Source organism: Chloroflexota bacterium, from assembly GCA_020850535.1.
In the GTDB taxonomy this organism is placed as follows: Bacteria; Chloroflexota; UBA6077; order UBA6077; family JACCZL01; genus JADZEM01.
Genome location: JADZEM010000081.1, coordinates 1 through 25,169, shown reverse-complemented (window position 1 = coordinate 25,169; position 25,169 = coordinate 1). Strand labels below are relative to the sequence as shown.

General features: G+C 68.9%; 22 protein-coding genes. 17 read left to right on the top strand and 5 right to left on the bottom strand.

What is annotated here, in order from left to right; all coding sequences use genetic code 11:
• The first annotated feature begins 356 nt into the window (after positions 1 to 356).
• From IT306_12120 to odhB, 7 genes are all read left to right on the top strand, one after another.
• Positions 357 to 938 (top strand): hypothetical protein, encoded by a 582-nt coding sequence (locus tag IT306_12120; protein ID MCC7369165.1) that lies wholly within the window; start codon positions 357 to 359, stop codon positions 936 to 938.
• 104 nt (positions 939 to 1,042) lie between these two features.
• Positions 1,043 to 2,629, top strand: coding sequence for a sulfurtransferase (locus IT306_12115; GenBank protein ID MCC7369164.1), 1,587 nt, complete (start codon positions 1,043 to 1,045; stop codon positions 2,627 to 2,629).
• Between the two features lie 15 nt (positions 2,630 to 2,644).
• Positions 2,645 to 3,187 (top strand): hypothetical protein, encoded by a 543-nt coding sequence (locus IT306_12110; GenBank protein ID MCC7369163.1) that lies wholly within the window; start codon positions 2,645 to 2,647, stop codon positions 3,185 to 3,187.
• A gap of 520 nt (positions 3,188 to 3,707) precedes the next feature.
• Complete coding sequence (locus IT306_12105; GenBank protein MCC7369162.1) at positions 3,708 to 4,802, top strand: M24 family metallopeptidase; 1,095 nt, start codon at positions 3,708 to 3,710, stop codon at positions 4,800 to 4,802.
• Positions 4,803 to 5,399: 597 nt separating this feature from the next.
• Positions 5,400 to 6,167, top strand: coding sequence for a gamma-glutamyl-gamma-aminobutyrate hydrolase family protein (locus IT306_12100; GenBank protein MCC7369161.1), 768 nt, complete (start codon positions 5,400 to 5,402; stop codon positions 6,165 to 6,167).
• A gap of 318 nt (positions 6,168 to 6,485) precedes the next feature.
• A complete protein-coding gene (locus IT306_12095) occupies positions 6,486 to 9,305 on the top strand; it encodes a 2-oxoglutarate dehydrogenase E1 component (protein MCC7369160.1) in 2,820 nt (939 codons plus the stop codon).
• Positions 9,295 to 10,545 (top strand): 2-oxoglutarate dehydrogenase complex dihydrolipoyllysine-residue succinyltransferase, encoded by a 1,251-nt coding sequence (gene odhB / locus IT306_12090; GenBank protein MCC7369159.1) that lies wholly within the window; start codon positions 9,295 to 9,297, stop codon positions 10,543 to 10,545. The genes IT306_12095 and odhB overlap by 11 nt, the downstream gene beginning before the upstream one ends.
• 430 nt (positions 10,546 to 10,975) lie before the next feature.
• Here odhB and IT306_12085 read toward each other — a convergent pair whose 3' ends face one another.
• Positions 10,976 to 11,707, bottom strand: a complete 732-nt coding sequence (locus IT306_12085; protein ID MCC7369158.1) for a haloacid dehalogenase type II — start codon at positions 11,705 to 11,707, stop codon at positions 10,976 to 10,978.
• 210 nt (positions 11,708 to 11,917) lie between these two features.
• On the opposite strand from IT306_12085, the gene IT306_12080 reads away from it, so the two are divergent.
• On the top strand, positions 11,918 to 12,421 hold the full coding sequence (locus tag IT306_12080) for a GNAT family N-acetyltransferase (protein ID MCC7369157.1): 504 nt from the start codon (positions 11,918 to 11,920) through the stop codon (positions 12,419 to 12,421).
• A gap of 87 nt (positions 12,422 to 12,508) precedes the next feature.
• Here IT306_12080 and IT306_12075 read toward each other — a convergent pair whose 3' ends face one another.
• Positions 12,509 to 13,111 (bottom strand): DNA-3-methyladenine glycosylase I, encoded by a 603-nt coding sequence (locus IT306_12075; GenBank protein MCC7369156.1) that lies wholly within the window; start codon positions 13,109 to 13,111, stop codon positions 12,509 to 12,511.
• A 259-nt stretch (positions 13,112 to 13,370) separates the two neighbouring features.
• On the opposite strand from IT306_12075, the gene IT306_12070 reads away from it, so the two are divergent.
• Positions 13,371 to 14,549, top strand: a complete 1,179-nt coding sequence (locus IT306_12070) for an LLM class flavin-dependent oxidoreductase (protein ID MCC7369155.1) — start codon at positions 13,371 to 13,373, stop codon at positions 14,547 to 14,549.
• Positions 14,550 to 14,605: 56 nt separating this feature from the next.
• Here the strand turns inward: IT306_12070 and IT306_12065 are convergent, their stop codons facing one another.
• The 3 genes from IT306_12065 to IT306_12055 all read right to left on the bottom strand — a co-directional run bounded on the left by IT306_12065 (position 14,606) and on the right by IT306_12055 (position 17,954).
• Positions 14,606 to 15,574 carry a phytanoyl-CoA dioxygenase family protein gene (locus IT306_12065; protein ID MCC7369154.1) on the bottom strand — a complete coding sequence of 323 codons (969 nt, stop codon included), beginning with the start codon at positions 15,572 to 15,574 and terminating at the stop codon, positions 14,606 to 14,608.
• A 95-nt stretch (positions 15,575 to 15,669) separates the two neighbouring features.
• Positions 15,670 to 16,548, bottom strand: coding sequence for a hypothetical protein (locus IT306_12060; protein MCC7369153.1), 879 nt, complete (start codon positions 16,546 to 16,548; stop codon positions 15,670 to 15,672).
• 86 nt (positions 16,549 to 16,634) lie between these two features.
• The gene (locus tag IT306_12055) at positions 16,635 to 17,954 is read right to left on the bottom strand and encodes an MFS transporter (protein ID MCC7369152.1); all 1,320 of its coding nucleotides are present in this window, start codon (positions 17,952 to 17,954) and stop codon (positions 16,635 to 16,637) included.
• A gap of 289 nt (positions 17,955 to 18,243) precedes the next feature.
• Between IT306_12055 and IT306_12050 the strand changes: the two genes are divergently transcribed.
• The 8 genes from IT306_12050 to IT306_12015 all read left to right on the top strand — a co-directional run bounded on the left by IT306_12050 (position 18,244) and on the right by IT306_12015 (position 24,988).
• The gene (locus IT306_12050; GenBank protein ID MCC7369151.1) at positions 18,244 to 18,522 is read left to right on the top strand and encodes a MoaD/ThiS family protein; all 279 of its coding nucleotides are present in this window, start codon (positions 18,244 to 18,246) and stop codon (positions 18,520 to 18,522) included.
• A gap of 48 nt (positions 18,523 to 18,570) precedes the next feature.
• Positions 18,571 to 18,861, top strand: coding sequence for a hypothetical protein (locus IT306_12045; protein MCC7369150.1), 291 nt, complete (start codon positions 18,571 to 18,573; stop codon positions 18,859 to 18,861).
• A gap of 164 nt (positions 18,862 to 19,025) precedes the next feature.
• Positions 19,026 to 20,060 (top strand): LLM class flavin-dependent oxidoreductase, encoded by a 1,035-nt coding sequence (locus IT306_12040; protein ID MCC7369149.1) that lies wholly within the window; start codon positions 19,026 to 19,028, stop codon positions 20,058 to 20,060.
• Between the two features lie 151 nt (positions 20,061 to 20,211).
• Complete coding sequence (locus tag IT306_12035; GenBank protein MCC7369148.1) at positions 20,212 to 21,300, top strand: Gfo/Idh/MocA family oxidoreductase; 1,089 nt, start codon at positions 20,212 to 20,214, stop codon at positions 21,298 to 21,300.
• 74 nt (positions 21,301 to 21,374) lie between these two features.
• Positions 21,375 to 22,019, top strand: a complete 645-nt coding sequence (locus tag IT306_12030; GenBank protein MCC7369147.1) for a cupin domain-containing protein — start codon at positions 21,375 to 21,377, stop codon at positions 22,017 to 22,019.
• A 248-nt stretch (positions 22,020 to 22,267) separates the two neighbouring features.
• Positions 22,268 to 23,632 (top strand): hypothetical protein, encoded by a 1,365-nt coding sequence (locus tag IT306_12025; GenBank protein MCC7369146.1) that lies wholly within the window; start codon positions 22,268 to 22,270, stop codon positions 23,630 to 23,632.
• Between the two features lie 21 nt (positions 23,633 to 23,653).
• Entirely contained in the window at positions 23,654 to 24,316 is a 663-nt protein-coding gene (locus tag IT306_12020) for a hypothetical protein (GenBank protein ID MCC7369145.1), read from the top strand.
• 51 nt (positions 24,317 to 24,367) lie between these two features.
• Positions 24,368 to 24,988, top strand: a complete 621-nt coding sequence (locus IT306_12015; GenBank protein MCC7369144.1) for a hypothetical protein — start codon at positions 24,368 to 24,370, stop codon at positions 24,986 to 24,988.
• Positions 24,989 to 25,169 lie beyond the last annotated feature (181 nt).

Below are 25,169 nucleotides of genomic sequence, written 5' to 3'. Positions count from 1 at the left end.
CGTCGTGCGGCGGCGTCGGGGCTTGAAAGCCCCGCCTACGATCCTGCAGTCGCTGCGCGACGCTCCAGGCTCGCCAGCCCCAGCCGTTCCCTGCGTCCGTCGCGCAGCGACGGCGTGACTGTAGGCGGGGACTTCAGTCCCCGACCGCTCGTTCCATGATGCTTCAGGGACACCAATGAACAGGCAATCGCCCTGGACGCGTCACGGAGATTTCAGGAACGGTCCTGGGAGGTCGCCTGGCGCGCGCCGGGCGGCGCTCGTGGGAAAGGCCCGTCTGCGCCCCGGCCAGCGATATACTGGGGAGGCCGCCGCTCACCGGACCGGCACCGAGCCAGGCTGCGCGCAAAGGAGGCCGCATGGCGATCAGCACGTACACGCTCGACCAGTTCATCGCCGACATGCAAGAGCTCGTGGACGCGCAGCCAGACCAGCAGAAACTGTTCGACAAGGGCTCGGCCTACCTGGAGCGGCTCGTCACGACACCTGACGCGATTCCCGAGGAGTTCCGCGTGCCGTCCGGCAAGGGCCGGCGGCCGAACCACGGCAGCTACGCCATCTACCGAGGGCCGGGCCTGTTCGTCAGCTCGGTCGTGTGGGGGCCGGGCGACCACATCGGTCCGCACGATCACATGACCTGGGGCATGATCGGGGTGGCCGGCAACGCGATTCAGGAGACGCGCTACCGTCGGGTGGACGACCGCGACCGCGCGGACTACGCGCGGCTGGAGAAGGACCGTACCACCCTGGTCAAGCCTGGGGACGTCAGCGTGCTGGTCCCGGAGATCGACGAGATCCACGCCATGGACAACTTCAGCGACCGCGCAACCTACGAGATTCACGTCTATGGGAAGGATCTCGTCGGGCTGGACCGCTGCCAGTACAGCCTGGAGACCGGCAAGGTCCAACACTTCAAGAGCAGCAAGTTCGATAACTGTTGAGAGGAGTCGTCAGTGCTCAGTTGTCGGTGATCAGAGATGAGGGGCAGGCCGTGACATCGTGACAGGCCACTGATGACTGAGCACCGACCACCGAGGACTCGCACATGCTCGATATCGGGGCGGACACGCTCCAGCACCTCCTTCAGACCGGCTCGACCCTTGCGCTGCTCGACGTCCGCGAGCACGGCGAGTACAACCGCGCCCACATCCCCGGTGCGTCCGCGCTGCCACGCCGGCTGATCGAGCACCGCATCCGTCAGCTGGTGCCCGGGCGGCAGACCCAGATCGTCCTCTGTGATGACACCGGCCTGCGCTCGCGACTCGCAGCGAAGACGCTGGAGCGGCTGGGATACGCGCGCGTCGCCGTGCTGGATGGCGGTCTGAACGGCTGGGCCTCCGACGAGCGCCCGACCGAGTGGGGCATGAACGTCCCCAGCAAGGAGTTCGGCGAGAAGGTCGAGATCCAGCAGCACGTCCCGAGCATCGACGCGCGCGAGCTGGCCGCACGCATCGCGCGGGGCGACGATCTCACCATCCTCGACACCCGCACCCCCGACGAGTACGCCCGGTTCTGCATCCCTGGCGGCCGGAGCGTCCCGAACGGCGAGCTGGCGTACCGCATCGGCGAGATCCAGCGCGAGCGCCCGACGGCGCAGATCGTCGTCAACTGCGCCGGGCGCACCCGCGGCATCATCGGGACGCGCACGCTCCAGCGGATGGGTCTGCAGAACGTCGTCGGGCTGAAGAACGGCACCAGCGGCTGGGTCCTGGCCGGCCAGCAATTGGAGGCCGGCGCGCGCCGCCTGGAGTTGCCCGAGCCGTCCCCGGAGACGCGCGCGCAGGCCGAGGCCTACGCCCGCCGCATCATGGCCGAAGATGGCGTGCGGACCGTGGCCCCGGAGCAACTGACCGAGTTGCAGGCCCGCGACGACGGTCGGAGCCTGTACTGCATCGACGTGCGCACGCAGGCCGAGTACGAGCAGGGCCACATCCCCGGCTTCTGGTGGTTTCCCGGCGGACAGGTCGTGCAGCGCAGCGACGACGCCGTCGCCGTGCGGAACGGGACGGTCGTGCTGACCTGCGACGGCATCGCGCGGGCCGGCGTCGCCGCGTCCTGGCTCCGGCAGCTCGGCTTCCCGAACGTCTCGGTGCTGGATGGCGGAGCCGCGGCCTGGGCGGCGAGCGGCCGAGCGCTGGAGTCGGGGGCGTCCGAGCAGCTCCCGGCCGGGCTGCCGGAGGCGCAGGCGCGGGTTCGTCCGATGGACCCGCGGGCGCTTGCCGGCTTGCTGAAGACCCCTGGACCGCCCATCGTGCTGCACGTCGGCACAAGCCGCGAGTTCGCGGCCGGGCACGTGCTCGGGTCACACTGGCTGCCGCGCGGCTGGCTGGAGCCGCGCCTTGATGCGCTGATCCCAGACTGGACCGAGCCCATCGTGGTGACGAGCGTGGACGGCGTCGATGCGACGCTGGCGGCGGCCACGCTGCTCGACCTCGGCTACCACGACGTGGCCGTGCTGGCCGGCGGCACACGGGCCTGGGCTGCCGCCAGACTGCCCGTCGAGCGGGGCCTGACCGGCGTCATGGACCCACCAGATGACATCGTGCCGGCCGGCACCGACCGCGGCCATGCCGACATGGTCGAATACCTGCGCTGGGAAGAGGCGCTCGGCAAGAAGTACGCGCCGAGCTGACCGGCGTCCAGCCTGATGGGATCGTCGCCACAGCGCTTTCCGAACGAGCAGGCCGAGGCCCATCACTGGCTCGGCGTGCTCAAGGACGGCCCGCACGACCAGAAAATCGCAGCGCGGATCGGGCTGGCCCGCATCTTCGAGCGGCGTGGCATGCCCGACGAGGCCGTCGAACTGCTGGTGACCTGCATCGAGGCCGGCCACCATGACGTCGACGTGTACGAGTCGCTGGGCCGGCTGTACGCGGTGCAAGGCCGCCAGGATCTGAGCGTGCGGGCGCGCGCCGAGGCTCAACGGCTGCGCGTTCGGCAGCAGCGCGAGCGTGAGGAGGCTGAAGCCCGCGCCCGCGCTGAGGCCCAACCGGTGGCCACGCCGACTGACCCGGCGGCCCACCGCCGTCGCGGCCTGGTCTACATCGTGTCGGGCGCGTCAATCGCCGTCGGCGGCTTCCTGGTGGCGATGGTCTACGGCCAGGGCGTGCTGGTGATCCTGTACGCGCTGTCCGTCGCCGGCGTCGCGATGCTGCTGCACGGCGTGGCCGCCCTGGCGCCGCGCCGCTGAGGGGCTCGCAGTGGTCAGGCGCCAGGCAGGGATCTCGGGTGAAATAGTGCGACCCCCATTGTCATCCTGAGCGCAGCGAAGGATCTCACCCGCTGACCGTCAACGCCCGCGTCAGCGGGTGAGGTCCTTCGCTGCGCTCAGGATGACAATGGGGGGTCGCATGCTTTCACCTCGCCCCACATCCCTGCGACACTCGCCAGGGCGATTGCACGTTCGTTGATGTTCCCGCAACGCCGTGAAACGCGCAGGCGGGGGTTTCAACCCCGCCTACACTCACTCCGTCGCTGTGCGACGGCCGCCGGGAACGGCCGGCACTGGTGCGACTGGAGCGTCGCGCAGCGACTGCAGGATGGTAGGCGGGGCTTTCAAGCCCCGACGACGCCCCGCGCCCCACGCCCCACGCCCCTGCGACACTCGCGACAGGAGAAGCAGGGCGCTCCTGCCGTGGCGTACCCTCTACGGAGAGGCGCTTGCATCCTGATGCATGGCGGGCGTGCTCGACAGAACGGGAGCGACACCAATGAACGGGATCTCGGCCGAGCTGGCGACAAAGCTCGACATCGTTCGCGGGGCGCTGGAGCGGGACGGCGCGGTTGCTGCCCGCCTGCGCGGCGTTGACTGGTTTGCCTGGGCCACCTGTGGCGGCTCCAACGTCGTGATCCTGACCACCGAGACCGGTGTCGGCGAGGTCTTCATCACGACGGACGCCGCCTGGGTGCTGACCGACGAGATCGAGGCTGGCCGGCTGGCCGCCGAAGAGGCGCCGCTGGGCCTGCCGGTCTGGGCCGCCCCGTGGAACGACGGGCTGGCCCGGCAGGCGTTCGTGGATAGCGTGGTGGCGGGCGGCAAGGTCGTCAGCGACCGTCCGCTGCTGACCGAGATGCCGCTCCCCGGCGAGTTGGTGGCCGCCAAGCGCAGGCTCCTGCCAGCCGAGCTTGACCGCTACCGTCTGCTCGGGCGGGACGCCGCCGAGGCGATGACCGAGGTGCTTCACCGCGCCGCGCCCGACTGGACCGAGTGGCAGCTGGCCGGAGCCGGCGCCGAGGCGCTCTGGCGGCGCGGCATCGAGCCGACCCTCACCCTCGTGGGCGGCGAGGAACGCCTGCCCCACTTCCGCCACGCCACGGCCACTCGCAAGCCGCTCGGCTCCCGCGCGATGCTGGTCTTCTGCGGTCGGCGGCACGGCCTCTACGCCAATCTGACGCGCTTCGTCTACTTCCGCAACCCGACCGCCGAGGAAGAGACGCTCATCGAGCACGTCGCGCGGGTCGAGGCGGTGACCTTCGCCGCTTCGACCCCGGGCACGACGGCCGGCGCGGTCTACGACGTGATCGTCAGCGCCTACGCCGAGCTGGGCCACCCCGGCCAGGAGCAGCAGCACCACCAGGGAGGCACCACCGGCTACCTCTCGCGCGAGGCGTTCGCGCTGCCAGGGCTGGGCCTGCCCATCGACGAGAACACCGCGCTCGCCTGGAACCCGAGCCTCCCGGGCGCGAAGATCGAGGACACGGTGATCACCAGCCGCGGCGGCATCGAGATCCTGACCATCGACCCGGCCTGGCCGAGCGTCGAGGTGGACGGCCGGCCCCGACCCGACGTGCTGGTACGCGCCTGAGCCATCAGCGACCTACGACCTACGACCTACGACCTACGACCTACGACCTACGACCTACGACCTACGACCTACGACCTACGACCTACGACCTACGATGTCGGTGAAAGCACGCAAGTCCCAGTTGTCATCCTGAGCGTAGCGAAGGACCTCACCCGCTGACCGTCACGGTTGGGAGATCCTTCACGTCGCTCGCAAGCTCGCTCGTTCAGGATGACACACAGCCAGGATGACACACAGGCAGGATGACACACAGCCAGGATGACACACAGCCAGGATGACACACAGGCAGGATGACACACAGCCAGGATGACACACAGGGCGATTGCACAATCGCTCGTGTTTCCGAACACGGTGAACGGGCGGTCGCGGGTTTGTGCAGATTGACGAAGTGCCGCGGCAATAGCCCCTCACCCCCGACCCGCCGCGCGGCGGGTCCGGGGGTGAGGGGTCGTCCACGCCGTGTGGAATACCGCAACGCTTCGTCAATCGCCATCAAGCCCCGACGAAGCTGCAGGACGCGCCCATCATGCAATCACCACTGGCTGACGCCTGACCGTTGACCGCCGATACAATTGGCCGCACCTTGAGGAGGCCACCGTGTCCAGCCTGTCGACGCACACCCAGGCCCGCCGCCCGCTGATCGGCATCTCGATTGGCCGCCACACTGATCGGCTCGGCCGGACCTACGTGCGCCTGCCAGAGAGCTACGGCATCGCCATCACGGCGGCCGGCGGCGCACCGGTCCTGATCCCACCTATCGAGGACCGGCAAGCGCTCGAACGGATCTTCTCGACGCTTGACGGTATGCTCTTCCCGGGCGGGCTGGACGTTCACCCGTCGCGCTTCGGCGAGGAGACGCACCCGACCGTCAACGCCGATGAGCCGCTCGACGCCCTGGAGCTGCAACTCGCAGCCTGGGCCGCCGAGCGCGAGCTGACCACGCTCGGCATCTGCCGAGGGCAGCAGTTGCTCAACGTGGCGCTGGGCGGCACGCTGATCCAGGACTTGCCGACCCACGGCATCGCGCATCCGCAGAGCGCCGCCGCCCTCCGCGACGAGCTGGCCCATCCGATCAACGTCCAGGAAAGCTCACGCCTCGCCGCGATCTTCGGCAGCGGCGAGTTCTCGGTGAACAGCTTCCATCACCAGTCGGTCAAGCGGCCGGGCCGTGGCCTGACGCCCGTGGCGTGGTCGCCGGACGGCGTCATCGAAGCGGTCGAGAGCACCGAGCATCCGTGGCTCCTGGCCGTCCAGTTTCACCCCGAGGATCTGACGCCCGCCCACGAGCCGAGCCGTCGCCTGTTCGAGGCGTTCGTGGCGGCCTGCGCCGAGCGCTCCCGTGCAACGGTCGCCATCGCCACCTGAAACGGGCGCGGCACGGCGTATTGTGTCAAAACGTCAATTCTGTCGAAGGGGGTATCCCCGCGCGCCAGGTCCGTGGCGGCTCGGCCCTGACGCTCCGTCGGCCAGTACCGCCCGGTCTTCATCGCGCACCCTGTCGGCCCTCGGGGCGGACGCGCGCACTGTCGATCGTGCCGGTTGCCGGCGTCAATCTTGCAGCGTGCGCCGACGGCGGCACAGCATCGTCACGCTCCAGCCATGAGCATGATGATCTGCCATACTCGGCCACGCTACAGTACTCTCCCGAGTGAGCCGCTCTGATTCGCAGCGGGGGCCAACAGCATGACGAGTCTCGAAGAGTATTTCGGGCCGAACGCCGGCTACGTCGCCGATCTGTTCGACCAGTATCTGGAGAACCCGGCCTCGGTGGATGCCGAGACCCGCGCGATCTTCGACGCCTGGAAATCGGCCCCCGCCCCGTCCACGGTCGTCCCGACGCCTGCCGCCGACGCGCTCGACGTGTCGGCGGCTGCCGGCGCGGCGGCGCTCGCCCAGGCGATCCGGCTGTACGGCCACCTCGGCGCGAGCCTCGATCCGCTGGGAACCGCGCCGCCGGGCGATCCGCAGCTCGACGCGTCCTCTCACGGCATCGACGAGAACCTGCTGGCGCGCCTGCCCGGCAGCGCCGTCGGCGGGCCGGTCGGGCGGACCTCCGCCAACGCCGCCATCGCCATCAGGCGGCTGCGCGCCCTCTACTCCCACTCGACCGGCTACGAACTGGCGCACGTCCAGTCGCCGGCCGAGCGCGCCTGGCTGATCGAGGCCATCGAAGAGGGCCGCTACGCTCCGCCGTCCGACCCCGTGGACGAGCGCGAGCTGCTCGACCGTCTGACCGAGGTCTCGGCCTTCGAGCGGTTCCTGCACCGTGCCTACCCCGGGCAGACGCGCTTCTCCGTCGAGGGCGTCGGCATGATGATCCCGATGCTGGACGAGCTGATCGCGCGGGCGGCCCAGGGCGGCACCCGCTCGATCCTGCTCGGCATGGCGCATCGGGGCCGGCTCAACGTGCTGACCCACGTCCTCGGCAAGCCGTACGATCAGGTGCTTGGCGAGTTCGAGGGCCGCGGCCGGGCGCTCAGGAGCAGCCCGAACGACACGGTGGAGGGGGGCTGGGCCGGCGACGTGAAGTACCACGCCGGCGGCCGGCAAGAGTACACCGAGGGCAAGGCCACCATCGCCGTGGTGATGGTGCCGAACCCCTCTCACCTGGAGCTGGTCGATCCCGTCGTGCAGGGGATGGCCCGCGCCGCCGACGAGGATCGCCACAGTGCCGGTCGTCCCACCCAGGATCCTGATGCCGCCGTCGCCGTCCTGATCCACGGCGACGCCTCCTTCATGGGCCAGGGGATCGTCGCGGAGACGCTCAACCTCTCCGGCCTGCCGGGCTACCGGACGGGTGGGACGCTCCACCTGATCGCCAACAATCAGCTCGGCTTCACGACTGGCCCCTCCGAGGACCGCTCGACCCTCTACGCCAGCGACCTCGCCAAGGGCTTCGAGATCCCCGTGGTCCACGTCAACGCCCAGGATCCGCTGGCCTGCCTGGCGGCAGTCCGGCTGGCGGTGGCCTACCGCGCGCGCTTCGGCAAAGACTTCCTGATCGACCTGATCGGCTACCGCCGCTGGGGCCACAACGAGGGCGACGAGCCGTCGTTCACGCAGCCGGCCATGTACGAGACGATCTCGAAGCTGCCGACGGTCCGCGAGATGTTCGTCGAGGACTTGATCGCGCGGGGCGTCGTGCGTCCGGACGAGCCGGCCGCGCTGCTCAAGGCCGGCCTGGACGAGTTGCAGCGTATCCGCGAGGCGGTGCTGGCGCGCGGCGTCGACGCTGCCCCGGTGCCGGACCTCCAGGTGGCGAGGAACGGCCATGACCGGCCGGCCGCCTCGCTGCTGGGTGGCGGCCCGACGCTCGACACCCTGCGCGACCTCAACGCCGCGCTCTTGCGCTTCCCAGACGGCTTCACGCTGAATCCGAAGCTCGACCGCGCCATCCAGCGGCGGCGGGCCGGCTTCGAGTCGCCGGACGCGCCGATTGACTGGGGCCACGCCGAGACGCTGGCGTTCGCCACGCTGCTCCGCGAAGGCGTGCCGATCCGCCTGACCGGCCAGGACGCCGTGCGTGGCACGTTCAGCCAGCGCCACCTGACCTTCTACGACGCGAAGACCGGTGCGCCGTTCACGCCGCTGGAGGCGTTGCCGTCGGCGCGGGCCTCGTTTGACGTGCGGAACAGCCCGCTCTCCGAGAACGCGGCCCTCGGCTTCGAGTACGGCTACAGCGTCCAGGCAGCCGACACGCTGGTGCTCTGGGAGGGCCAGTACGGCGACTTCATCAACGGCGCCCAGGCCATCATCGACGAGTTCATCTGCTCGGGGCAGGCCAAGTGGGGCATGCTCTCGGGGATGGTGCTGCTGCTGCCCCACGCCTGGGAAGGCCAGGGGCCGGACCATTCGAGCGGCCGCCTCGAACGGTTCCTCGAGCTGTGCGCCGAGGACAACATGCAGGTTGTCAACTGCTCCACCGCCGCGCAGTATTTCCACCTGCTGCGGCGACAGGCGGCCTCGCTGGGCGAGCGCCCGCGTCCGCTGGTCGTCATGAGCCCGAAGAGCCTGCTACGGCATCCGATGGCCGCCGCCCGCGCGGCTGACCTCGCTGGTGGGGCTTTTCACCCCGTCCTGGACGACGCTCACGCCGCCGCCCGTCGCGCCGACATCCGTCGGCTGGTGCTCTGCTCGGGCAAGGTCTGGACGGACCTTGAAGGGCACAAGCAGCGGGCCGCTGCCGAGTCGTTGGCGGTGGTGCGGCTGGAGCAGTTCTACCCGTTCCCCGCCGACGAGCTTGCCGCCATCGTCCGTGCGTACCCGCACCTGGAGTCGGTGACGTGGCTTCAGGAGGAGCCCCAGAATCTGGGGGCGTGGACGTTCGTGCAGGGGCGGCTGCGGACGATCCTGCCTGCAGGCATCGCCCTGGAGTATGCCGGCCGGCCGCCGATGGCCAGTCCTTCTGAGGGCTGGTCTGACGCGCACGCGGCGGAGCAGCGCCGTATCATCGAGTCCGTCCTAGACGCTATCCGTGAGAGAGGTGTCAGCCATGCCGGTTGAGGTTCGCGTCCCGACGCTTGGCGAGTCGGTGAACGAGGCTACTGTCGCCTCCTGGCTCAAGCACGAGGGCGACATCGTCGAAGCCGGCGAGCCGCTCGTCGAGCTGGAGACCGACAAGGTAAACGTCGACGTGGCTGCCGAGCGCTCCGGGGTGCTGACCAGGATCATCCGCGCGGCCGGCGAGACGGTCCAGCCGGGCGACGTGCTGGCGGAGGTGGCCGATCCTGGCGCAGCGTCCGCGAGCGCGCCAGCCGCGGCCCCCGCCCTGGCCGACGCCGAAGCCTCCGCTCCCGCGCCATCTGAGCCGGCCGCGGCGACCGCCAGCGCTGCCGACCGGCCGCACGCCTCACCCGTGGCGCGGCGGATGGCAGACGAGCATCAGGTCGATCTCGGGCAGATCACCGGCAGTGGAACCGGCGGCCGGGTCACGCGCGAGGACGTGGAGCAGTACCTCGCGCAGCAGCGCCCGGCTGCGCCTGTTCCGTCCGCTGCGGCGGCGGCTGCCCCGACGCCCACCGCCGGCGCCCGCCCGGCCGACCCGCGCGGCGAGGAGCGGACGCGGATGTCCCGTCGCCGCCAGACCATCGCGATGCGGCTGCTGGAGGCCCAGCGTACGGCGGCCATGCTCACCACCTTCAACGAGGTGGATATGAGCGGCGTCATGTCCCTGCGCTCGGCCCGCCGCGAGGAGTTCCAGAAACGGCACGGCATCGGGCTGGGCTTCATGTCCTTCTTCACCAAGGCGGCCGTCGCGGCGCTCAGGGCGTTCCCGAACATCAACGCCGAGATCCAGGGCGACGAGATCGTTCGGAAGAAGTACTACGACATCGGCATCGCCGTGGCGGCGAGTGAAGGGCTGGTCGTGCCGATCGTGCGTGACGCCGACCGCAAGGGCTTCGCGGAGATCGAGCGCACCATCGTGCAACTGGCCGAGAAGGCCCGTAACAACACGCTGACGTTGGACGATCTGCGCGGCGGCACCTTCACGATCACGAACGGCGGCGTCTTCGGCTCGCTGCTCTCCACCCCGATCCTCAGCCCGCCGCAGGTCGGCATTCTGGGGATGCACAAGATCCAGCAGCGGCCCATCGCCGTCAACAACGAGGTCGTGATCCGCCCGATGATGTACCTGGCGCTCTCCTACGATCACCGCATCGTGGATGGCCAGGAGGCGGTCCAGTTCCTGGTGCGAATCAAGGAGCTGATCGAAGACCCGACGGCGCTGCTGCTGGACTCGTGACGAGCTGGCCTGTCGTTCGACACAGGCGTAAGGACGCGAACTCCAACTGTCATCCTGAGCGCAGCGAAGGACCTCACCCGCTGACGCGGTCGTTGACGGTCAGCGGGTGCTGCGCAGGTTGACGGTCAGCGGGTGCTGCGCAGGTTGACGGTCAGCGGGTGATGCGCAGGTTGACGGTCAGTGGGTGCTGCGCAGGTTGACGGTCAGCGGGTGCTGCGCAGGTTGACGGTCAGCGGGTGCTGCGCAGGTTGACGGTCAGTGGGTGCTGCGCAGGTTGACGGTCAGTGGGTGCTGCGCAGGTTGACGGTCAGTGGGTGAGGTCCTTCGCTGCGCTCAGGACGACATGGAGAGTTGCGTCTTTACTACATCGCAGCGGCGCGCGTCAGCAAGCATGCTTCCACGACCCACGACCCACGACCCACGACCCAGCCTACGCGCCCAGCTGCTCCGCAAGGTCCACGAAGCTGGTCGCCACCACGTCGATCTTCTCGCGGTCCGGCTCGCCTTCGCGCTGGCCGTTCTCGCCCCACTCGGCGTCGCGGCGCACGAACCCGGTTCGCATGCCGTGCTCTCGCGAGGCGTAGAGGTCGCGAAGGTGGGCGGCCGTCATCATCACCTGGTGCATCGGCAGGCCCAGGAACCGCCCAGAGGAGAGGTACATCTCCGGCTCGGGCTTGAACTTCTGCACCAGCTCAGCCGAGAGGATCGCGTCCCAGGGCAGGCCGCCGTGCTTCGCCATGTCGGTCAGCAGCGCGACGTTTCCGTTCGACAGCGTAGCGATCACGAACTTCTTCTTGAGGCGCGTCAGCCCCTCGACGGAGTCCGCCCACGGGTCCAGCCGATGCCAGACCTTGTGCAGCCAGGCCACCTGCGCCTCGGACAGACCGTTCAGGCCGTACTTCGGCAGCATCTCCTGAAGCTTGTCCATCATGAACTCATCGGTGGTCTGGTAGGGCGCGGTGCCCGCGCGGATCTTCGCGATCTGCTCGTGGTAGCCGACCCGCCGCCACTCCTCGGCAAACCTCGGCCAGTCCGTCGTCAGGCCGGTTTCGCGGGTGATCTGCTCTCCGGCTTTGATGACCGACCCACGCCAGTTCACCACCGTCCCGAACACGTCGAAGACGAGTGCCTTGACCTCACTGCCGATGCCTGCCGAGCTCATCGCTGCTGCTCCCCTCACCGGGCTGCCCGCCATCGGGCAGACTGTCGCATCGTCGGGTGCGCCACTGACCGACCGGCCCGGAGACGCCATCGCCGTGTGGGCCTGTCGCGTGGAATGGTACCCTCCGCGCACATCCGAACGACGAAACGAGCAAGCGTTGGCAGCTATGGGCAGAACGGGAGAGCCGTCAGGCACGCTGGGGGAGCGGCGATGATCGAGATTCGCGAGGCCAACACGCTGTCCCAGGCCGAGTACGACCAACTCGCCGAGCTGCTGGTGGCCGTGGTGGACGACGGTGCTTCGATCGGCTTTCTGCCGCCGCTCGCCCCCGCCGAGGCTGATGCGTACTGGCGCGGCGTGCTCGGGCCGAACACCGTGCTCCTGCTGGCCGAGGAGGATGGAGCGATCATCGGGTCGGCCCAGTTGCACCTGGAGCCGCGCGCCAACGGCAACCACCGCGCGGAGGTCGCCAAAGTGATGGTGTCTCCGAAGGCCCGCCGCCGTGGACTGGGACGGGCGCTGATGGTGCGGCTGGAGGACGTCGCGCGGCGCGACGGGCGCTCGCTGCTGGTGCTCGACACGCGCGACGGCGACCCGTCGAACGACCTGTACCGCTCGATGGGTTACCTGGACGTGGGCAAGATCCCGGGCTACGCACGCTCGGCGGGCGGCAGTCTGCACGCGACGGTCTTCTACTACAAGACGCTCGCATAGCAGTCAGTCTTCAGTCCTCAGTTCGCGGTGAATCGGCCGGTCTGCTGGCCAGCCTCTGGCAACTGAAGGCCGAAACTGACCACTCGCTCATACCTGCCCGTACCGGAAGCACGACGTGACGTGGTCGTTGACCATGCCGGTCGCCTGCATGTGTGCGTAGACGATGGTCGAGCCGACAAACGTGAAGCCGCGCTTCTTCAAGTCCTTGCTGATGGCGTCCGACACCGCCGTCTTCGCCGGGATGTCGCCCATGCCGTGGGGACGGTTGACGATGGGCTGGCCGTCCACAAAGCCCCAGATGTACCGGTCGAAGCTGCCGAACTCGCGCTGCACGGCCAGGAAGGCGCGGGCGTTCTGAACCGTGCCCCGAATCTTGAGCTTGTTCCGCACGATGCCCGGATTCTCCAGCAGCTCGGCGATCTTCTCCTCGCCGTACTCGGCGATGCGGACCGGGTCGAAGCGGTCGAACGCGGCGCGGTAGTTCTCGCGCTTGCGGAGAATGGTGATCCAGCTCAGGCCGGCCTGTGCGCCTTCGAGCGTCAGCATCTCGAACAGCTTCGCGTCGTCGTGGACGGGGACGCCCCACTCGTCGTCGTGGTACGACACATAGAGCGGGTCGGTGCCCGCCCAGGCGCACCGCCCGACCTGTACGTCCAGACCAGCCGCCGACTCCGCCACCTCTGCACTCATCCCAGCCCTCCAACCACACCATCGTACCCGAACAGGTGTTCGGTGTCTACGCTGGGAGCCGGCTGATTCGCGTCTGTGATGGCGCTGGACGGCGACCTCCCGGAAGGCCGGCCGTGGCTCCGGGGCGCGGCAGCGTCCTGGCTTCCCGTGGTACCGTGAGGCCAGTATCCGTGCCGGCTCCTGTTGGCGGCCGGCCATCCCTGGGCGAGGCGCTCAGACGGCGCTTCGGCCCGTTCACGCTGGCGCAAGGGGGCGCACCATGATCACCCGGTTCGGCAGTCTGTACGCTGGGGCCGTGGATCTTGACGACTACGGCTACGAAGCGACGCCGGTCAACGACCGCTGGCTCTCGGACGAGCGTCTGAACACCGTCTACGAGAAGGCCGAAGCCATCGCGAAGCTGATGGACCGCAGCGGCTACTCGACGTTCTGGATGGCCGAGCACCATTTCCAGCGCGAGGGGTACGAGTGCATCCCGAACGTCCTGATGATGGCCGTCCACCTCACCCACCTGACGACGCGGCTCAAGATCGGGTGCGGCTTCAACATCGCGCCGATGTGGCACCCGGTCCGCCTGGCCGAAGATTACGCGATGGCCGACATCCTGACGAAGGGCCGGGTCGTGTTCGGCGTGGGGCGCGGCTACCACACCCGTGAGGTCGAGGTGTTCGGCGCCCCGATGCTCGACCAGGACGCCAACCGCGAGTTGTTCGAGGAGCAGGTTGAGCTGATCCTGAAAGCGTTCAACCAGCGGGCGTTCTCCCACCAGGGGAAGCACTACACGGTGCCGCCGCCCGTCCCCTACCGTGGCTACAACGTGCAGGAAATCACCCTGGTCCCCCGCCCGATCACCCGCCCGGTCGACTGCTACCAGCCTATCGTCAGCGCCAGTCCGCGCGGGCTGGACTTCATGGCCCGCAACGGCATGAAGGGCATCATGGGCGGCGGCGCGGCCATCGGCGGCGGCAGCGAGCGGACGGCGGTCGCGTGGCGAGACGCCCTGGCCCGGAACGGTCGGGAGACGGAGCTTGGCGGCGACCTGATCGTCGGGCTGACGGTCCACATCGCCGACAGCCAGGAGGCCGGCATCCGCGAGGCCACCCCGTACTACGAGGAGTGGGTCAAGATGTTCGCGCCGCTCGGCTTCGTGCGCGGCTTGAACGAGGCCCAGGTCGCGGCGGCGGCCTCGCCGGCCACGGCGCGGACCGGCAACCTCCCGACGATGCAGGATCAGATCGCGTCGGGCGCGTGGCTGGTCGGCTCACCGGAGCAGATCGCCGAGCAGATCGCCGACATTCAGGACCGCTGGCCGGGCCTGCAGGAGGTCAATATCGGGCACCCGGTCGGCATGCCGAAGGCCATTGTGCTGGAGCAGCTTGAGCGGTTCGCCCAGGAGGTCATGCCGAAGTTCACGCGGCAGCCGGTGGCGGCAGGGTAAGACGGGGAAAGGCCCGCACCCCCGGTTGTCGGTGGTGCGGGCTTTTCGCTCGGCCCCTACGCGCAGACCGGCGCGTCGGCGCTCCAGCGGTTGTACGATGGGTCTTCCAGCCGGGCGAGGTGCTCGCGGGTGTCGAGCCACAGCTTCGCCCAGGCGGCCGGGTCGTCGAGCACCTGCTCCGGGTGGACCCGGCTCCGCGCCACGAAGCCCGGGAAGCTCGGCCGGCCGGTCGGCTGGCCGATGGGCTGGTAGCGCAGGTCGAAGCTGATCCGGACCTGATCCTCGGTCACGTTGTCCAGCGAGGAGTGGATCGTCTGCTGGTTCATCAGCAGGGCGCCGCCGGCCTTCATCGGCAGCGGCTTCGCCAGGTTGGTGTCGAACAGCATCTCGGGGATGCGGAGCTGGTCGAGCGGGCAGTGGTCCTTGAGACCCTCGACGTGGCTGCGCGGGATCACCTGCATGCAGCCGTTCGCCTCGGTCGCGTCGGTCAGGGGCAGCCAGACCGTCAGGATGGTCGCCTCGTCGGCCTCCGGCAGCACGACGCCGTTGTCCTGGTGCCACTCGATCTTGCTGACGAGGCCGTTCCCCTGCGCCCCGTTCTTGAAGACCTTCGGCGGCAGCTTGGTGCGGATGTGCTGGACCGGGTTCGAGTAGACCTCCGGCCCGATGATGCTCTCCACCACGTCGAGCAGGCGCGGCGAGGTCAGCAGCCGGAAGACGGCCGGCCCGACATGCATCGGGGTGTCGTACTTGATGCCCTTCTGGGGCAGGCTGATGTCGAAGTTGCTCGAGAACACTCGCCGGGCGTCCATGCAGACCTGGGTGAGGCGGTCGGCGAAGCTCAGGTTCTCGTAGCGCTCGCGCAGCGTCCCCTCGGCCACCAGCCGATCCACGATGCCGTCGAGGACTGCCGAATACTCGGCGAAGAGGGGTTGGATATCGGCCACCGGGTCGAGCACGTTCTCGACGACGAGGTAGCCTTCACGGTTGAACTGCTCCAACTGCGCGGCGGTCAGGCCGGGCATCATTGCCTCCTGTGCGTGTGGGTCGAGGGTCGTGGATCGCAGGTCAAGGGGCACGTGTCCCCACGACCCACGATCCAGGACCTGTCACCTGGAGCTTACCAGGGCATCGTCCGCTTGGAGTGCTTGCGGCCGATCTCGGCGATCTCCTCGCCACCCCGGCCAGCCGAGCTGATCCGGACGCCCTCGTCAATCCGCTCGGCCACGTTCTCCCTGGTCATCCCTTCGAGGAACGCGATGCCGGCCGCCTTCGCCGCGGCGAAGACGCGATTGCGAGCGGCCCACATCTCGGCCGGGTACGGCGGATCGTGCGCGTCCGGGTGGCCCATCGACATGCCCATGTCGCCAGGGCCCCACTCGACGAAGCCGATGCCCGGGATCTGGGTCAGGATCTCGGCGTACTGGAGCGCGTGGCGGTTCTCGATCTTGAGGCCCAGCAGCAGCTCGCCGTTCGGGTTGAGCGGCCACGGATCGGCCTTCGCCAGGTACTCCGGCACCTCGAGGCCCCAGATCGAGGCCGCGTGCGCCTGCCCGGCGCTGCCGCGCTGGCCCTCGCCCAGGCCCTTGCCGACGCCTTCGAGGTTGAAGGGGTAGCGGCAGCTCTCGACGAACGCCCGCACCGCCGCGGGGCTGTTGCAGTGCGTCATCAGGATGCCGTGGACGCCCGCGCACAGCACCTGGGTGAACATCCAGGCGTTGGCGCGGATGATGTACTCCTCCTTCGCCGTGACGGGCACCACGGCGATGACGGCGGGCATCCGATGGCCGCTGCGCGTCGGGCCGGCGTCGGCGAGGCCCTGCATGAACTTGCTCAGGCCGGCGATGTCGTACGGATGATGCTCCATATCGACGTTGATAAAGTCGGCCCAGGTCGCGGCGGCCGCCTTGCCGCCTTCGTACGTCAGATCTTGCGTGGTGTGGTAGTAAATCGGCTGGTCTTGCGCGAGCAGCTCGATCGCCCGGTTGACCCGTGGCATCTGATCCTCCCTGCGACGTTGCGCGCGGGCAGTGTAGCAGGGCGACGATACAGGTTTCAGGCCCGGCTGCAACGCGACGGGCGCGCTCAGGCGGAGACGGGCAGGTCTTCCGGTCTCCAGGTGTGCGGAGTGTTCGGGACACCGCGCAAGATGACCAACGACACGACGATCCACACGGCCAGCGTCAGCACGGCCATCGGGCGGCCGAGCGCCAGGTAGTCCGCCACCAGCCACCAGAGCAGCGGCCCGGTGATGGCGGCGAACCGCCCGACCATCGAGTAGAGCCCGTAGAACTGGCCCAGGTAGCGCGGCGGCGCCAATTGGAGCATCAGCGGACGGTCGGCGGTCCAGGTGCCGCCCAGCGCGATGCCGGCCACCGGGCTGGCGATCCAGAACAGCCAGCCCGGCAGATCGAACGCCCCGATGGCGGCCACCAGCCCGAACACGACGAGCCACAGCCAGAGGATGATGTCGAGGGTCCGCTTCGCCCCGAGCTTGTCGACGATCGGTCCCCACCCGAGGCCGCCGACAATCCCTGCCACGATGCCCGCCAGCAGCAGCAGCTGGCTCTGACTCTTGCTGTAGCCGATCTCGTTGGTGATGTAGATGCCCATGAACGCGATCAGCGTGTTGGCGGCGTCGGCGTAGAACATGCGGCCAAACAGGAAGCGCCCCAGGCCCGGATAGTGGCGCACCCGCCCAACGGTGTGGGACAGTTCGGAGACGGCCGCCTTGAGCGTCCGCATGCTCAGCGGCTGCGTGTCGAGGCGCTTCGGCTCGTGGACGAACAGGAAGCACGGCACGGCGAACGCCAGAAAGAGCAGGCCGGTGACCTGGAAGATCAGCGGCGGCACCGGGGCGTTGTCGGCCACCAGCAGCAGGCCCGTCCCGATGCCGATGAACGATCCGACGTACCCGACGCCCACCCCAAGCCCGCCGATCCGGCCGCGCGTCTCCGGCGTGCTGACGACGGGCAAGAGGGCGTCATAGAAGACGAGGCCTGCCTGGTAGAAGTAGTTCGCGAAGACGAACAACGCGAGGGTGACCCAGAGGCCGCCCTGCCCCAGCAGCAGCGTGAAGGTGATGCAGGCGAGCGTGGTGCCGACCAGATACGGCATCCGGCGGCCGGCCTGATCGGAGATCGCGCCGATCAGCGGGGCCGTGACGAACATCAGCCCCATCGAGAGGCTGTTGGCAAGGCCGTAGTTGCCGTCCTTGCCGCCCATGTCGTTGACGACCCACTGGAGCAGGAAGAATGAGACGATGTTGAACGAGAAGATCGTGTTGGCAAGGTCGTAGGAGACCCAGCTTGCGACGGCCAGCGGCGAGATGCGCTGGCCGGTCCCGCTCTGGCTCGCCGGGCGCGCCGCGTGTGGCCCGCCCGCTGTTTCAGGTGTCACATCCACGCCTGCCCGCTCCCCTGCGCGTCACCCACGGATCGGATACTACCGTCCCATGCCTCTGCGTGTCGGCGACCGCGCCCCCCACTTTACTCTGCCAGATGCGGCCGGCGAGTAGATCAGCCTGTCACAGTTCGCGGAGCGACTCGCGGGTGGGACCAGACATCGTGCATGCTGCGACGCGCATGTTGCCGTGTGCCGGTCGCCACAGTAGTCGGGCGGGGCGCGCGCTCGGTACGATTGCTTCTAGTCGAGCGTGAGACGCTGCGGCGACGGGACCCTGGGAGGGTATCGAGTGGACGTGCGGTTTCACGCGACGCTCAGACAGGCGGTCGGCGGCAAGCACGTGGACGTTGACTGGTACGACGGGTTGACCGTCTGGGGCTTCGTCACGCAGATGATCGAGCGGTACCCGGCGCTCGGGCCGCAGTTGCTCGATCGGGATGGGAAGCTGGCCCGCCACGTTCACGTCATGGTCAACGGGCGCGACGCGCCGTACCTGACGGCTGGCATGGAGACGCCCTTGCGCGAGCAGGACAAGATCGACGTCTTTCCGCCGGTCGGGGGAGGCTGACGTGCGAGGGCCGGGTGGAGGGCCGGGTGAGCGCGAGGGAGGCCGACAATGAGTGACGCCGTCCACGAGCGCGTGCTGCGTGGGATGCCACGCTGGTTGCTGTGCGGCTACCTGGAAGACCTCGGCGGTACGACGCGTGAGCGTGGCGACGGCGCGGCCGGCGCTGACGAAGACATCGTCGACGGCGACGGCTGGCAGGCGACGCTCACGCAGCTGGAGGATTACCGGATCGGCGGTCTGAGCAGCGGCCAGGTCCGCCTGCGCGTCACCGGCGATCCCGACGAGGTGCGCGGGATGCTCTCCCGGCTTGCGCCGCGCCTTTTCCGCGGCGGCGGCTGATCTCGCACCGACGTCGGGCGGCATGCGCGCCAGCCCCGCCCCAATCGTCCGTGCGAAATATCGGCTCCGCGAATCGTGTTGTGGTGAGAGGTACGCGCGAAACTGCCGACGCCCATAGCCTGACCAAATCCTGACGACCGCCATGGCGGTGTGGAGATGCCTGCATGGTCCCCCTCTCCATCCTCGATCTGGTTCCGGTCCCACGTGGCTCCGCGCCCGGTGATGCCCTCCAGAACAGCCTCGACCTCGTGCGGCACGCCGAGCGGCTCGGGTACACGCGCTACTGGGTGGCCGAGCATCACAACAGCCCGGGCATCGCCAGTGCCGCGACCTCCGTCGTGATCGGGTTCCTGGCCGGTGGCACGAAGACGATCCGGGTCGGCTCAGGCGGCATCATGCTGCCGAACCACTCGCCCATCGTGATCGCCGAGCAGTTTGGGACGCTCGAATCGCTCTATCCGGGCCGCATCGACCTCGGGCTGGGGCGGGCGCCCGGCACGGACGGCTACACGATCCGCGCGATGCGCCGGAACCCGATGGCCGCCGAGAACTTCCCACGCGACGTGCAGGAGCTTCAGGCGTTGATGGGGTCCGTGCAGGAAGGCCAGATCATCCAGGCGGTCCCCGGCGCCGACACCAACGTGCCGCTCTGGATTCTGGGGTCCAGTACCTACGGCGCGCAGCTGGCGGGCATCCTCGGACTGCCCTACGCCTTCGCCTCGCACTTCGCGCCGGACCTGCTGATGGAGGCGCTCGACCTCTACCGGCAGCGGTTCAAGCCGTCCGTGCAGCTCGAGCAGCCGTACGCGATGGTCGGCCTGCCCGTCGTCGCGGCTGAGACGGACGCCGAGGCCCAGCACCTGTTCACCTCAACGCTGCAGTCCAGCACCAACCAGCTGCGAAACACCCGGGGCCAGTTGCCGCCGCCCACCGACGACATCGACAGCTATTGGACCCTGCAGGAGAAGGCGCAGGTGATGCACAAGCTCCAGTACGCCATCGTCGGTTCGAAGGAGACGGTGCGGGCGGGCCTGGAGCGGATTGTCCAGCAGACAGGGGCCAGTGAGCTGATGCTGGTCAGCGCGATCTGGGACCACGCGGCGCGAGTGCGCTCGCTGGAGATCGTGGCCGAGGCGGTGGGTGGCCTGCATGCTGACGGGATTGGCCGTCCCGAGCCGTCTGTCGCCGCGACGGTCTGACGCCCTCGCGCTACGGCCACCGCGACTGCCATGCTGACGCGCTCGCCGTGCCCGCCGGGCTATCCTCTGGCCGCGGCGGCGAGGCCGTCGCGTGGCCGTCGCGGGCTTCCCTGCGCGAAGCCGCACCGGCCGGTCGTCGAGGAGGACGAGTGTGGCCAGCACCCGGTTGAAGATCGGCATCATTGGCTGTGGCGCCATCGCCCAGGTTCAGCACCTTCCGCATCTCCGTGAGCTGCCTGATGACTTCGAGATCGCGGGGCTCTGCGACCTCTCAAAGGGCCTGATGGCCCGGCTGGGCCAGGAGTACGGCGTCTCGCCGGAACGCCAGTTCCAGGACTATCGCGACCTGCTGGCCTCGGATGTCGAGGCGGTGATCGTCTGTCCGTCTGGGACGCATGCCCCGGCCAGCATCGCCGCCGCCGAGGCCGGCAAGCATGTGTTCGTCGAGAAGCCGATGTGCGTGACCGTCGCCGAGGCTGACGCGATGGTCGCTGCCGCCGAGAGGGCCGGCGTGATCCTCCAGGTCGGCTACATGAAGCGGCACGAGCCGGCCTACCAGTTCGCACAGGCGCGGATCAAAGCGATCCCGGATGTCAGGTTCATCCAGGTCAACCACCTGCATCCCGACAACTCGCTGCACCTCGCCGAGTTCAACCTGCACACGTTCGACGATTTCCCGCCCGGCGCGCGGGATGCCGTGCGGGCGGAGCATCGCCGGCTGGTGGCCGAAGCGCTCGGCCTGCCCTCGGCGCCCGACGACATCGTCCAGGCGTTCAGCCTGGTGCTCGGCAGCCTGATTCACGACCTTGGTAACCTGTACGGCTGCTTCGGACCGCCCGAGCGCGTCGTTTCGACGGAGATCTGGGGCGGCGGCCGGGCGATCACCATCGTGCTGCAGTACGCGGGCGACATCCGCGCGGTGGTGAGCTGGGTTGACCTGCCCGAGCTTCAGGATTTCGACGAAACGTTCGAGGTGTACGGCTCGCGGGATCGGGTGATCGTGTCGTTCCCGACCGGGTTCTCGCGTGGCCTGCCGACCCACGTCACGGTCAAGGGCATGGACGAAGACGGGACGCCCTGGACGAAGGGGTACGCCTGGCACGACAACCCGTTCAAGATCGAGATCCGGCACTTCCGTGAGAGTATCCTGGCGGGCCGCCAGCCGATCACGCCCGGCCGAGACGCCCGCGACGATATCGCCCTGACCCGCGACATCATCCTGGCGTACCTGAACCGCTGACCCCGCCTGCGTCGGCCTCGGCAACACGGCGAACGAAATGATGGAGAATCCGCACCGCGAGCGTCGGAGTGACCATGCCGTATCAGGTGTTCGACTACCGTACCGATGTCAAGAGTCTGTTCTTCACCTCGCGGATTCGGAGCCGCTTCCTCAAGATGGAGCCGGGCGAGGTGGCCCGACGCCACAGCCACGATCTCGGGCACGAGATCTTCCTGATTCTGGAAGGCATCTGCGATATGGAGATCGACGGGCAGACCGAGCGGCTCCTGCCCGGGCAGATGTGCGTAGCCTGGGCGCATCAGATGCATCAGGCCAGCAACCCGGGTACCGTCCCGATGACGATGTATCTCTCGGTGACGCCGCACGTCGAGCCGACCCACACCCACTACGACCAGGAGACGGGCGAGCAGCTGCCGCCCCGCTACAATCCGCCCGGCTCGTTCGATCAGCCGGACCGGGTGGCCGGCGTCCCGACCGTCGAGCTTGCCGAGCGCCAGCTCCAGGCGTTCCGCCAGTTCGCCGAGACCGTGCGGGCGGCTGCCGCGGCCCACGAGCAGGGTATCGCGGCGCTCACGGCAGCTGCCGAGGCTGATGACCAGGCCGGCGTCGTCGCCGCGATGGATGGCCTGTGGGCGCACGTCCGCGCCAGCCACGATCGGCTCGACGCCATGACGAACGCCTGGAACGACCTCGCGCCGCGAGCGGCCGACCGCCCGTAGCAACCGCCGACGTCAGGCGGCCCGCGGTCGGGCGCAGGCCACCTGACGTCGGCAGGCTGCTGACCACCTCGCCATCGGTCTCTGCAACTGGGGCGGACCGGGCAAGGTGCAGGCCGCCTGACGTCGGCAGGCTGCTGACCACTGACCCCTGACGACCGTGCGTCAGGCGCGGGCCACGGTCGCCCGCGCCGACATTGCGACACTTCCCCGGTCGAAAGAGCGTTCTCCTATCACGGAGGCGCACACTGATGATGCATCCGCGGCATCTGTCCCCGGCAGTTCCTCACGGTGGTCGTTTCTGGTCGATCTGGTTTGGCGTCAACGCGGCCGTCTTGGCGGGCATCTGCGCGCTCAACGTTCGGGATGCCTACTCGCTGGTGGTGTTCATCGGGGTAGCCTACGCGGTGGTCCTGGTCCCGGCCCAGGTCGTCGCGCTGCGCTCGGTGACGCCAGGGTCGCGCCGACCGTGGATCGTCGCCTGCGCGCCGGTCGTCGTCGGCCTCCTCTGGCTGCCGCTCTACATGGTGGCCGTGCTGCTGCTGTTTCTCGTCTTCGAGGTGTTCTTTCGCCTCATCCCGCGAAGCGACGAGATCTTGCCGTTCCTCACGCCGGCCCTGACCGGTGCGCTGGCCGGGCTGGTGCAGGCCTGGGTGCTCCGTCCGTACTGGCAGCGCACGATCCTGCTGGTGGGCGGCCACGCAATCCTCGCCACACTGGTGGGGTGCATCGCTGCTGGCCTGTTCACGGGCGTGCCAGGCCTGTTCATGACCACCCGTGACCTCTGGGATCCGATGCGGCTCGCGCCCGGCGCGCTGCTGGGCCTGGGCGTGGCGGCAGGTATCTGGCTTGTGCTGCGCCGCCTCGAGCCACAGCCTGACCTGCCGTCTGCGCGCACAACGACGGAGCCACCGCCGCCCCGTGACCTTGCCCAGCGGCCCGATGCGTTCATCGTCGGGCTGTGGCTCGGCGCGCATGTGCTGCTGCTGGTGGTGCTGAACGCCATCATTCCCAGCGTGCCGCAGTCGCCGCTGTTCGGCCTGCTCGGCTACGCGCTGACGGTCGGGCTGCTGCAAGCGCTGCTGATTGGACCGTGGCTCGGCGGCGACACCGGCCTCACGGAAGTCCGCGTCATGTGCCTTGCAGTGCTGCCGCCGCTGGCCGGCATCCCGTCCCTGATTCTGGGGCTGGGGCTCCTCACGGCGGCGGCGATGATCCACCTCATCCCGTCACCGGTGGGCCACTCGCCGGCCGGCTTCCCGATTCTGTCGCCGTACCTGGCCGTCACGACGTTCCCGGGTGTGGGCCTGACGCTGGGCTGGCTCCAGTGGCGGCGCATCCGTTCGTACAGCCGCGGCCCGGGCTGGAGCGGGCTGTATTTGCTCGCGCAGGCGCTGGCGCCGCTCGTCCTGATGGGGATCACCCACGGGCTGCTGCTCGTGTCGCCCGGTCACCAGGGAGTGCGTGGGGCGCTGCTGGTGCATCGGTCGGTCTACGCGGTGGCCGGGGCCGGCGTGGCGGGGCTGGTGGTCGCGCTGCTGGTGGGCGGAGCGCTCTGGCTGATGGTCCGCCCCGAGCGGCCAGCCCAGGACACGCCGATGCAGCTCGCCGCGTGACGGTGTGAGATACTGTGAGGCATGTCCACCGTGACGCCCGCTGGGGGCGCGCGTCTGAGCGTGCTCACAGTGGCGTGGCTGCTCGGCCATATGATCCTCGCCAGCCTGACCAGTGTGGCGGCATCCTCCGCAGGCACGATGCTCCTGCTCGGCGCGCTCGGCTACGGCCCCACCTTCGGCGTGCTCCAGGCGCTCATCCTGCGGCCGGGGACGCATTCGGCGCGTTCGCTGGGACGGGGGTGGCTGCTGCCGTCCATCGTCGTGCCAGCCGTCGGCGGCCTGATCGCGGCCGCGTGCGCCACTGCACTGGTACTGCTCCTGAGTCTGGTCTCTGCTGAGCTTGCGTCTGACGCCCTGGACACGGTCATCCTGACGCCAGCGGCCGGCGCTGGTCTCGGCCTCGGCGTGGTGCAGCGCCGGCTGCTCGGCGGGGCGGTCCGCCGTCACGGTGTGGCGGTGGGCTTCCTGCTGGCGCACACGCTCGCGCCGCCGATCCTGCTCACGTCGCATCGGTGGCTTCCGTTCCTGCTGTTCAGTTCGCCCGCTGGCAGCCTCGGCCCGATGGCCATTCTGGTGTTTGTGACCGTCGCGGGGGCAGCGATTGGTGGCCTGGCCGCCGCCCTGCTCCTCGGCGCAGCGACCCTGTGCCTGCTGGCCGCCCGAGGCGCAGCGGCTCCCGCGTGACCCTCGGGCGCAGCGCAATCCGTTGAGCTTGATGAGGAGGCGCGGCCCTGGATGATGCTGGCGGGAAGTGGAGACGTTCGGCCGCTCGTGAGCCGGCCGCTGGTCACGCTCTGGCTGGCGACCCACGCCGCGCTGCTGGCCGTGCTGGTGGTCAACGCCCGGGCAACACCTCAGGCGCAGGCAGTCTACTGGGCATTCTGGTATCCCGTCGCCATCGGCGCGATGCAGACGCTGCTGCTCCGTCCGCTCGCGCCAACCTCGAAGAAGCCGACCGTCATCGCCGTCGCGGCGGTCGTCCTGGGGATCAGCTCGCTCTGGTTCTACCTGATCGCGTTCTTCCTGACGGTGATGACGATCGGATGGATCGCTCCGTGGATCGTTCTGGATCGGGACGCCGTGTTCCGGCTCTCGCCAGCCCTCGGTGGCATGGTGGCCGGCCTGACGCAGTGGTGGGTGCTGCACCGCTCCTGGCACGGTGCATCGTTCCTGGCGCCGCTCCACGCGCTGCTGGCGCTGAGCCTGAACATGCTGGTCGTCGGCTGGTTCGGCGGGCGCGTCCTGGCGAGCCTGCCTGATCCCGGCGAGGAGCGTGTCGTCGTGGGTGCGCTGGCCGGGCTGGCGCTGGCGGCCTTCAGCGGGTTGGCCCTGCTCAATCTCCGACGGCGCGCGTAGTACACGACCACGATGAAGCTGATGGGCGTATCCGTCATCCCGAGCGAAGCGACGAAGGAGCGAAGTCGAGGGATCTTCCCCGGTGGACCTGGTGTGTGGCCGGAGAAGATCCCTCCGCTCCGCTCGTGCCTCGCTTCGGTCGGGATGACACCCCTCGTATTCACCATGGCGCAGTAGTAGG

Bases quoted from the DNA above. Each gene is read 5' to 3' on its own strand.
- IT306_12110 (MCC7369163.1), top strand. From the start codon at position 2,645: ATGGGATCGTCGCCACAGCGCTTTCCGAACGAGCAGGCCGAGGCCCAT.
- odhB (MCC7369159.1), top strand. From the start codon at position 9,295: ATGCCGGTTGAGGTTCGCGTCCCGACGCTTGGCGAGTCGGTGAACGAG.
- IT306_12095 (MCC7369160.1), top strand. From the start codon at position 6,486: ATGACGAGTCTCGAAGAGTATTTCGGGCCGAACGCCGGCTACGTCGCC.
- IT306_12060 (MCC7369153.1), bottom strand. From the start codon at position 16,548: ATGCCACGGGTCAACCGGGCGATCGAGCTGCTCGCGCAAGACCAGCCG.
- IT306_12115 (MCC7369164.1), top strand. From the start codon at position 1,043: ATGCTCGATATCGGGGCGGACACGCTCCAGCACCTCCTTCAGACCGGC.
- IT306_12065 (MCC7369154.1), bottom strand. From the start codon at position 15,574: ATGCCCGGCCTGACCGCCGCGCAGTTGGAGCAGTTCAACCGTGAAGGC.
- IT306_12025 (MCC7369146.1), top strand. From the start codon at position 22,268: ATGATGCATCCGCGGCATCTGTCCCCGGCAGTTCCTCACGGTGGTCGT.
- IT306_12040 (MCC7369149.1), top strand. From the start codon at position 19,026: ATGGTCCCCCTCTCCATCCTCGATCTGGTTCCGGTCCCACGTGGCTCC.
- IT306_12085 (MCC7369158.1), bottom strand. From the start codon at position 11,707: ATGAGCTCGGCAGGCATCGGCAGTGAGGTCAAGGCACTCGTCTTCGAC.
- IT306_12080 (MCC7369157.1), top strand. From the start codon at position 11,918: ATGATCGAGATTCGCGAGGCCAACACGCTGTCCCAGGCCGAGTACGAC.
- IT306_12020 (MCC7369145.1), top strand. From the start codon at position 23,654: ATGTCCACCGTGACGCCCGCTGGGGGCGCGCGTCTGAGCGTGCTCACA.
- IT306_12030 (MCC7369147.1), top strand. From the start codon at position 21,375: ATGCCGTATCAGGTGTTCGACTACCGTACCGATGTCAAGAGTCTGTTC.
- IT306_12120 (MCC7369165.1), top strand. From the start codon at position 357: ATGGCGATCAGCACGTACACGCTCGACCAGTTCATCGCCGACATGCAA.
- IT306_12075 (MCC7369156.1), bottom strand. From the start codon at position 13,111: ATGAGTGCAGAGGTGGCGGAGTCGGCGGCTGGTCTGGACGTACAGGTC.
- IT306_12070 (MCC7369155.1), top strand. From the start codon at position 13,371: ATGATCACCCGGTTCGGCAGTCTGTACGCTGGGGCCGTGGATCTTGAC.
- IT306_12015 (MCC7369144.1), top strand. From the start codon at position 24,368: ATGATGCTGGCGGGAAGTGGAGACGTTCGGCCGCTCGTGAGCCGGCCG.
- IT306_12105 (MCC7369162.1), top strand. From the start codon at position 3,708: ATGAACGGGATCTCGGCCGAGCTGGCGACAAAGCTCGACATCGTTCGC.
- IT306_12045 (MCC7369150.1), top strand. From the start codon at position 18,571: ATGAGTGACGCCGTCCACGAGCGCGTGCTGCGTGGGATGCCACGCTGG.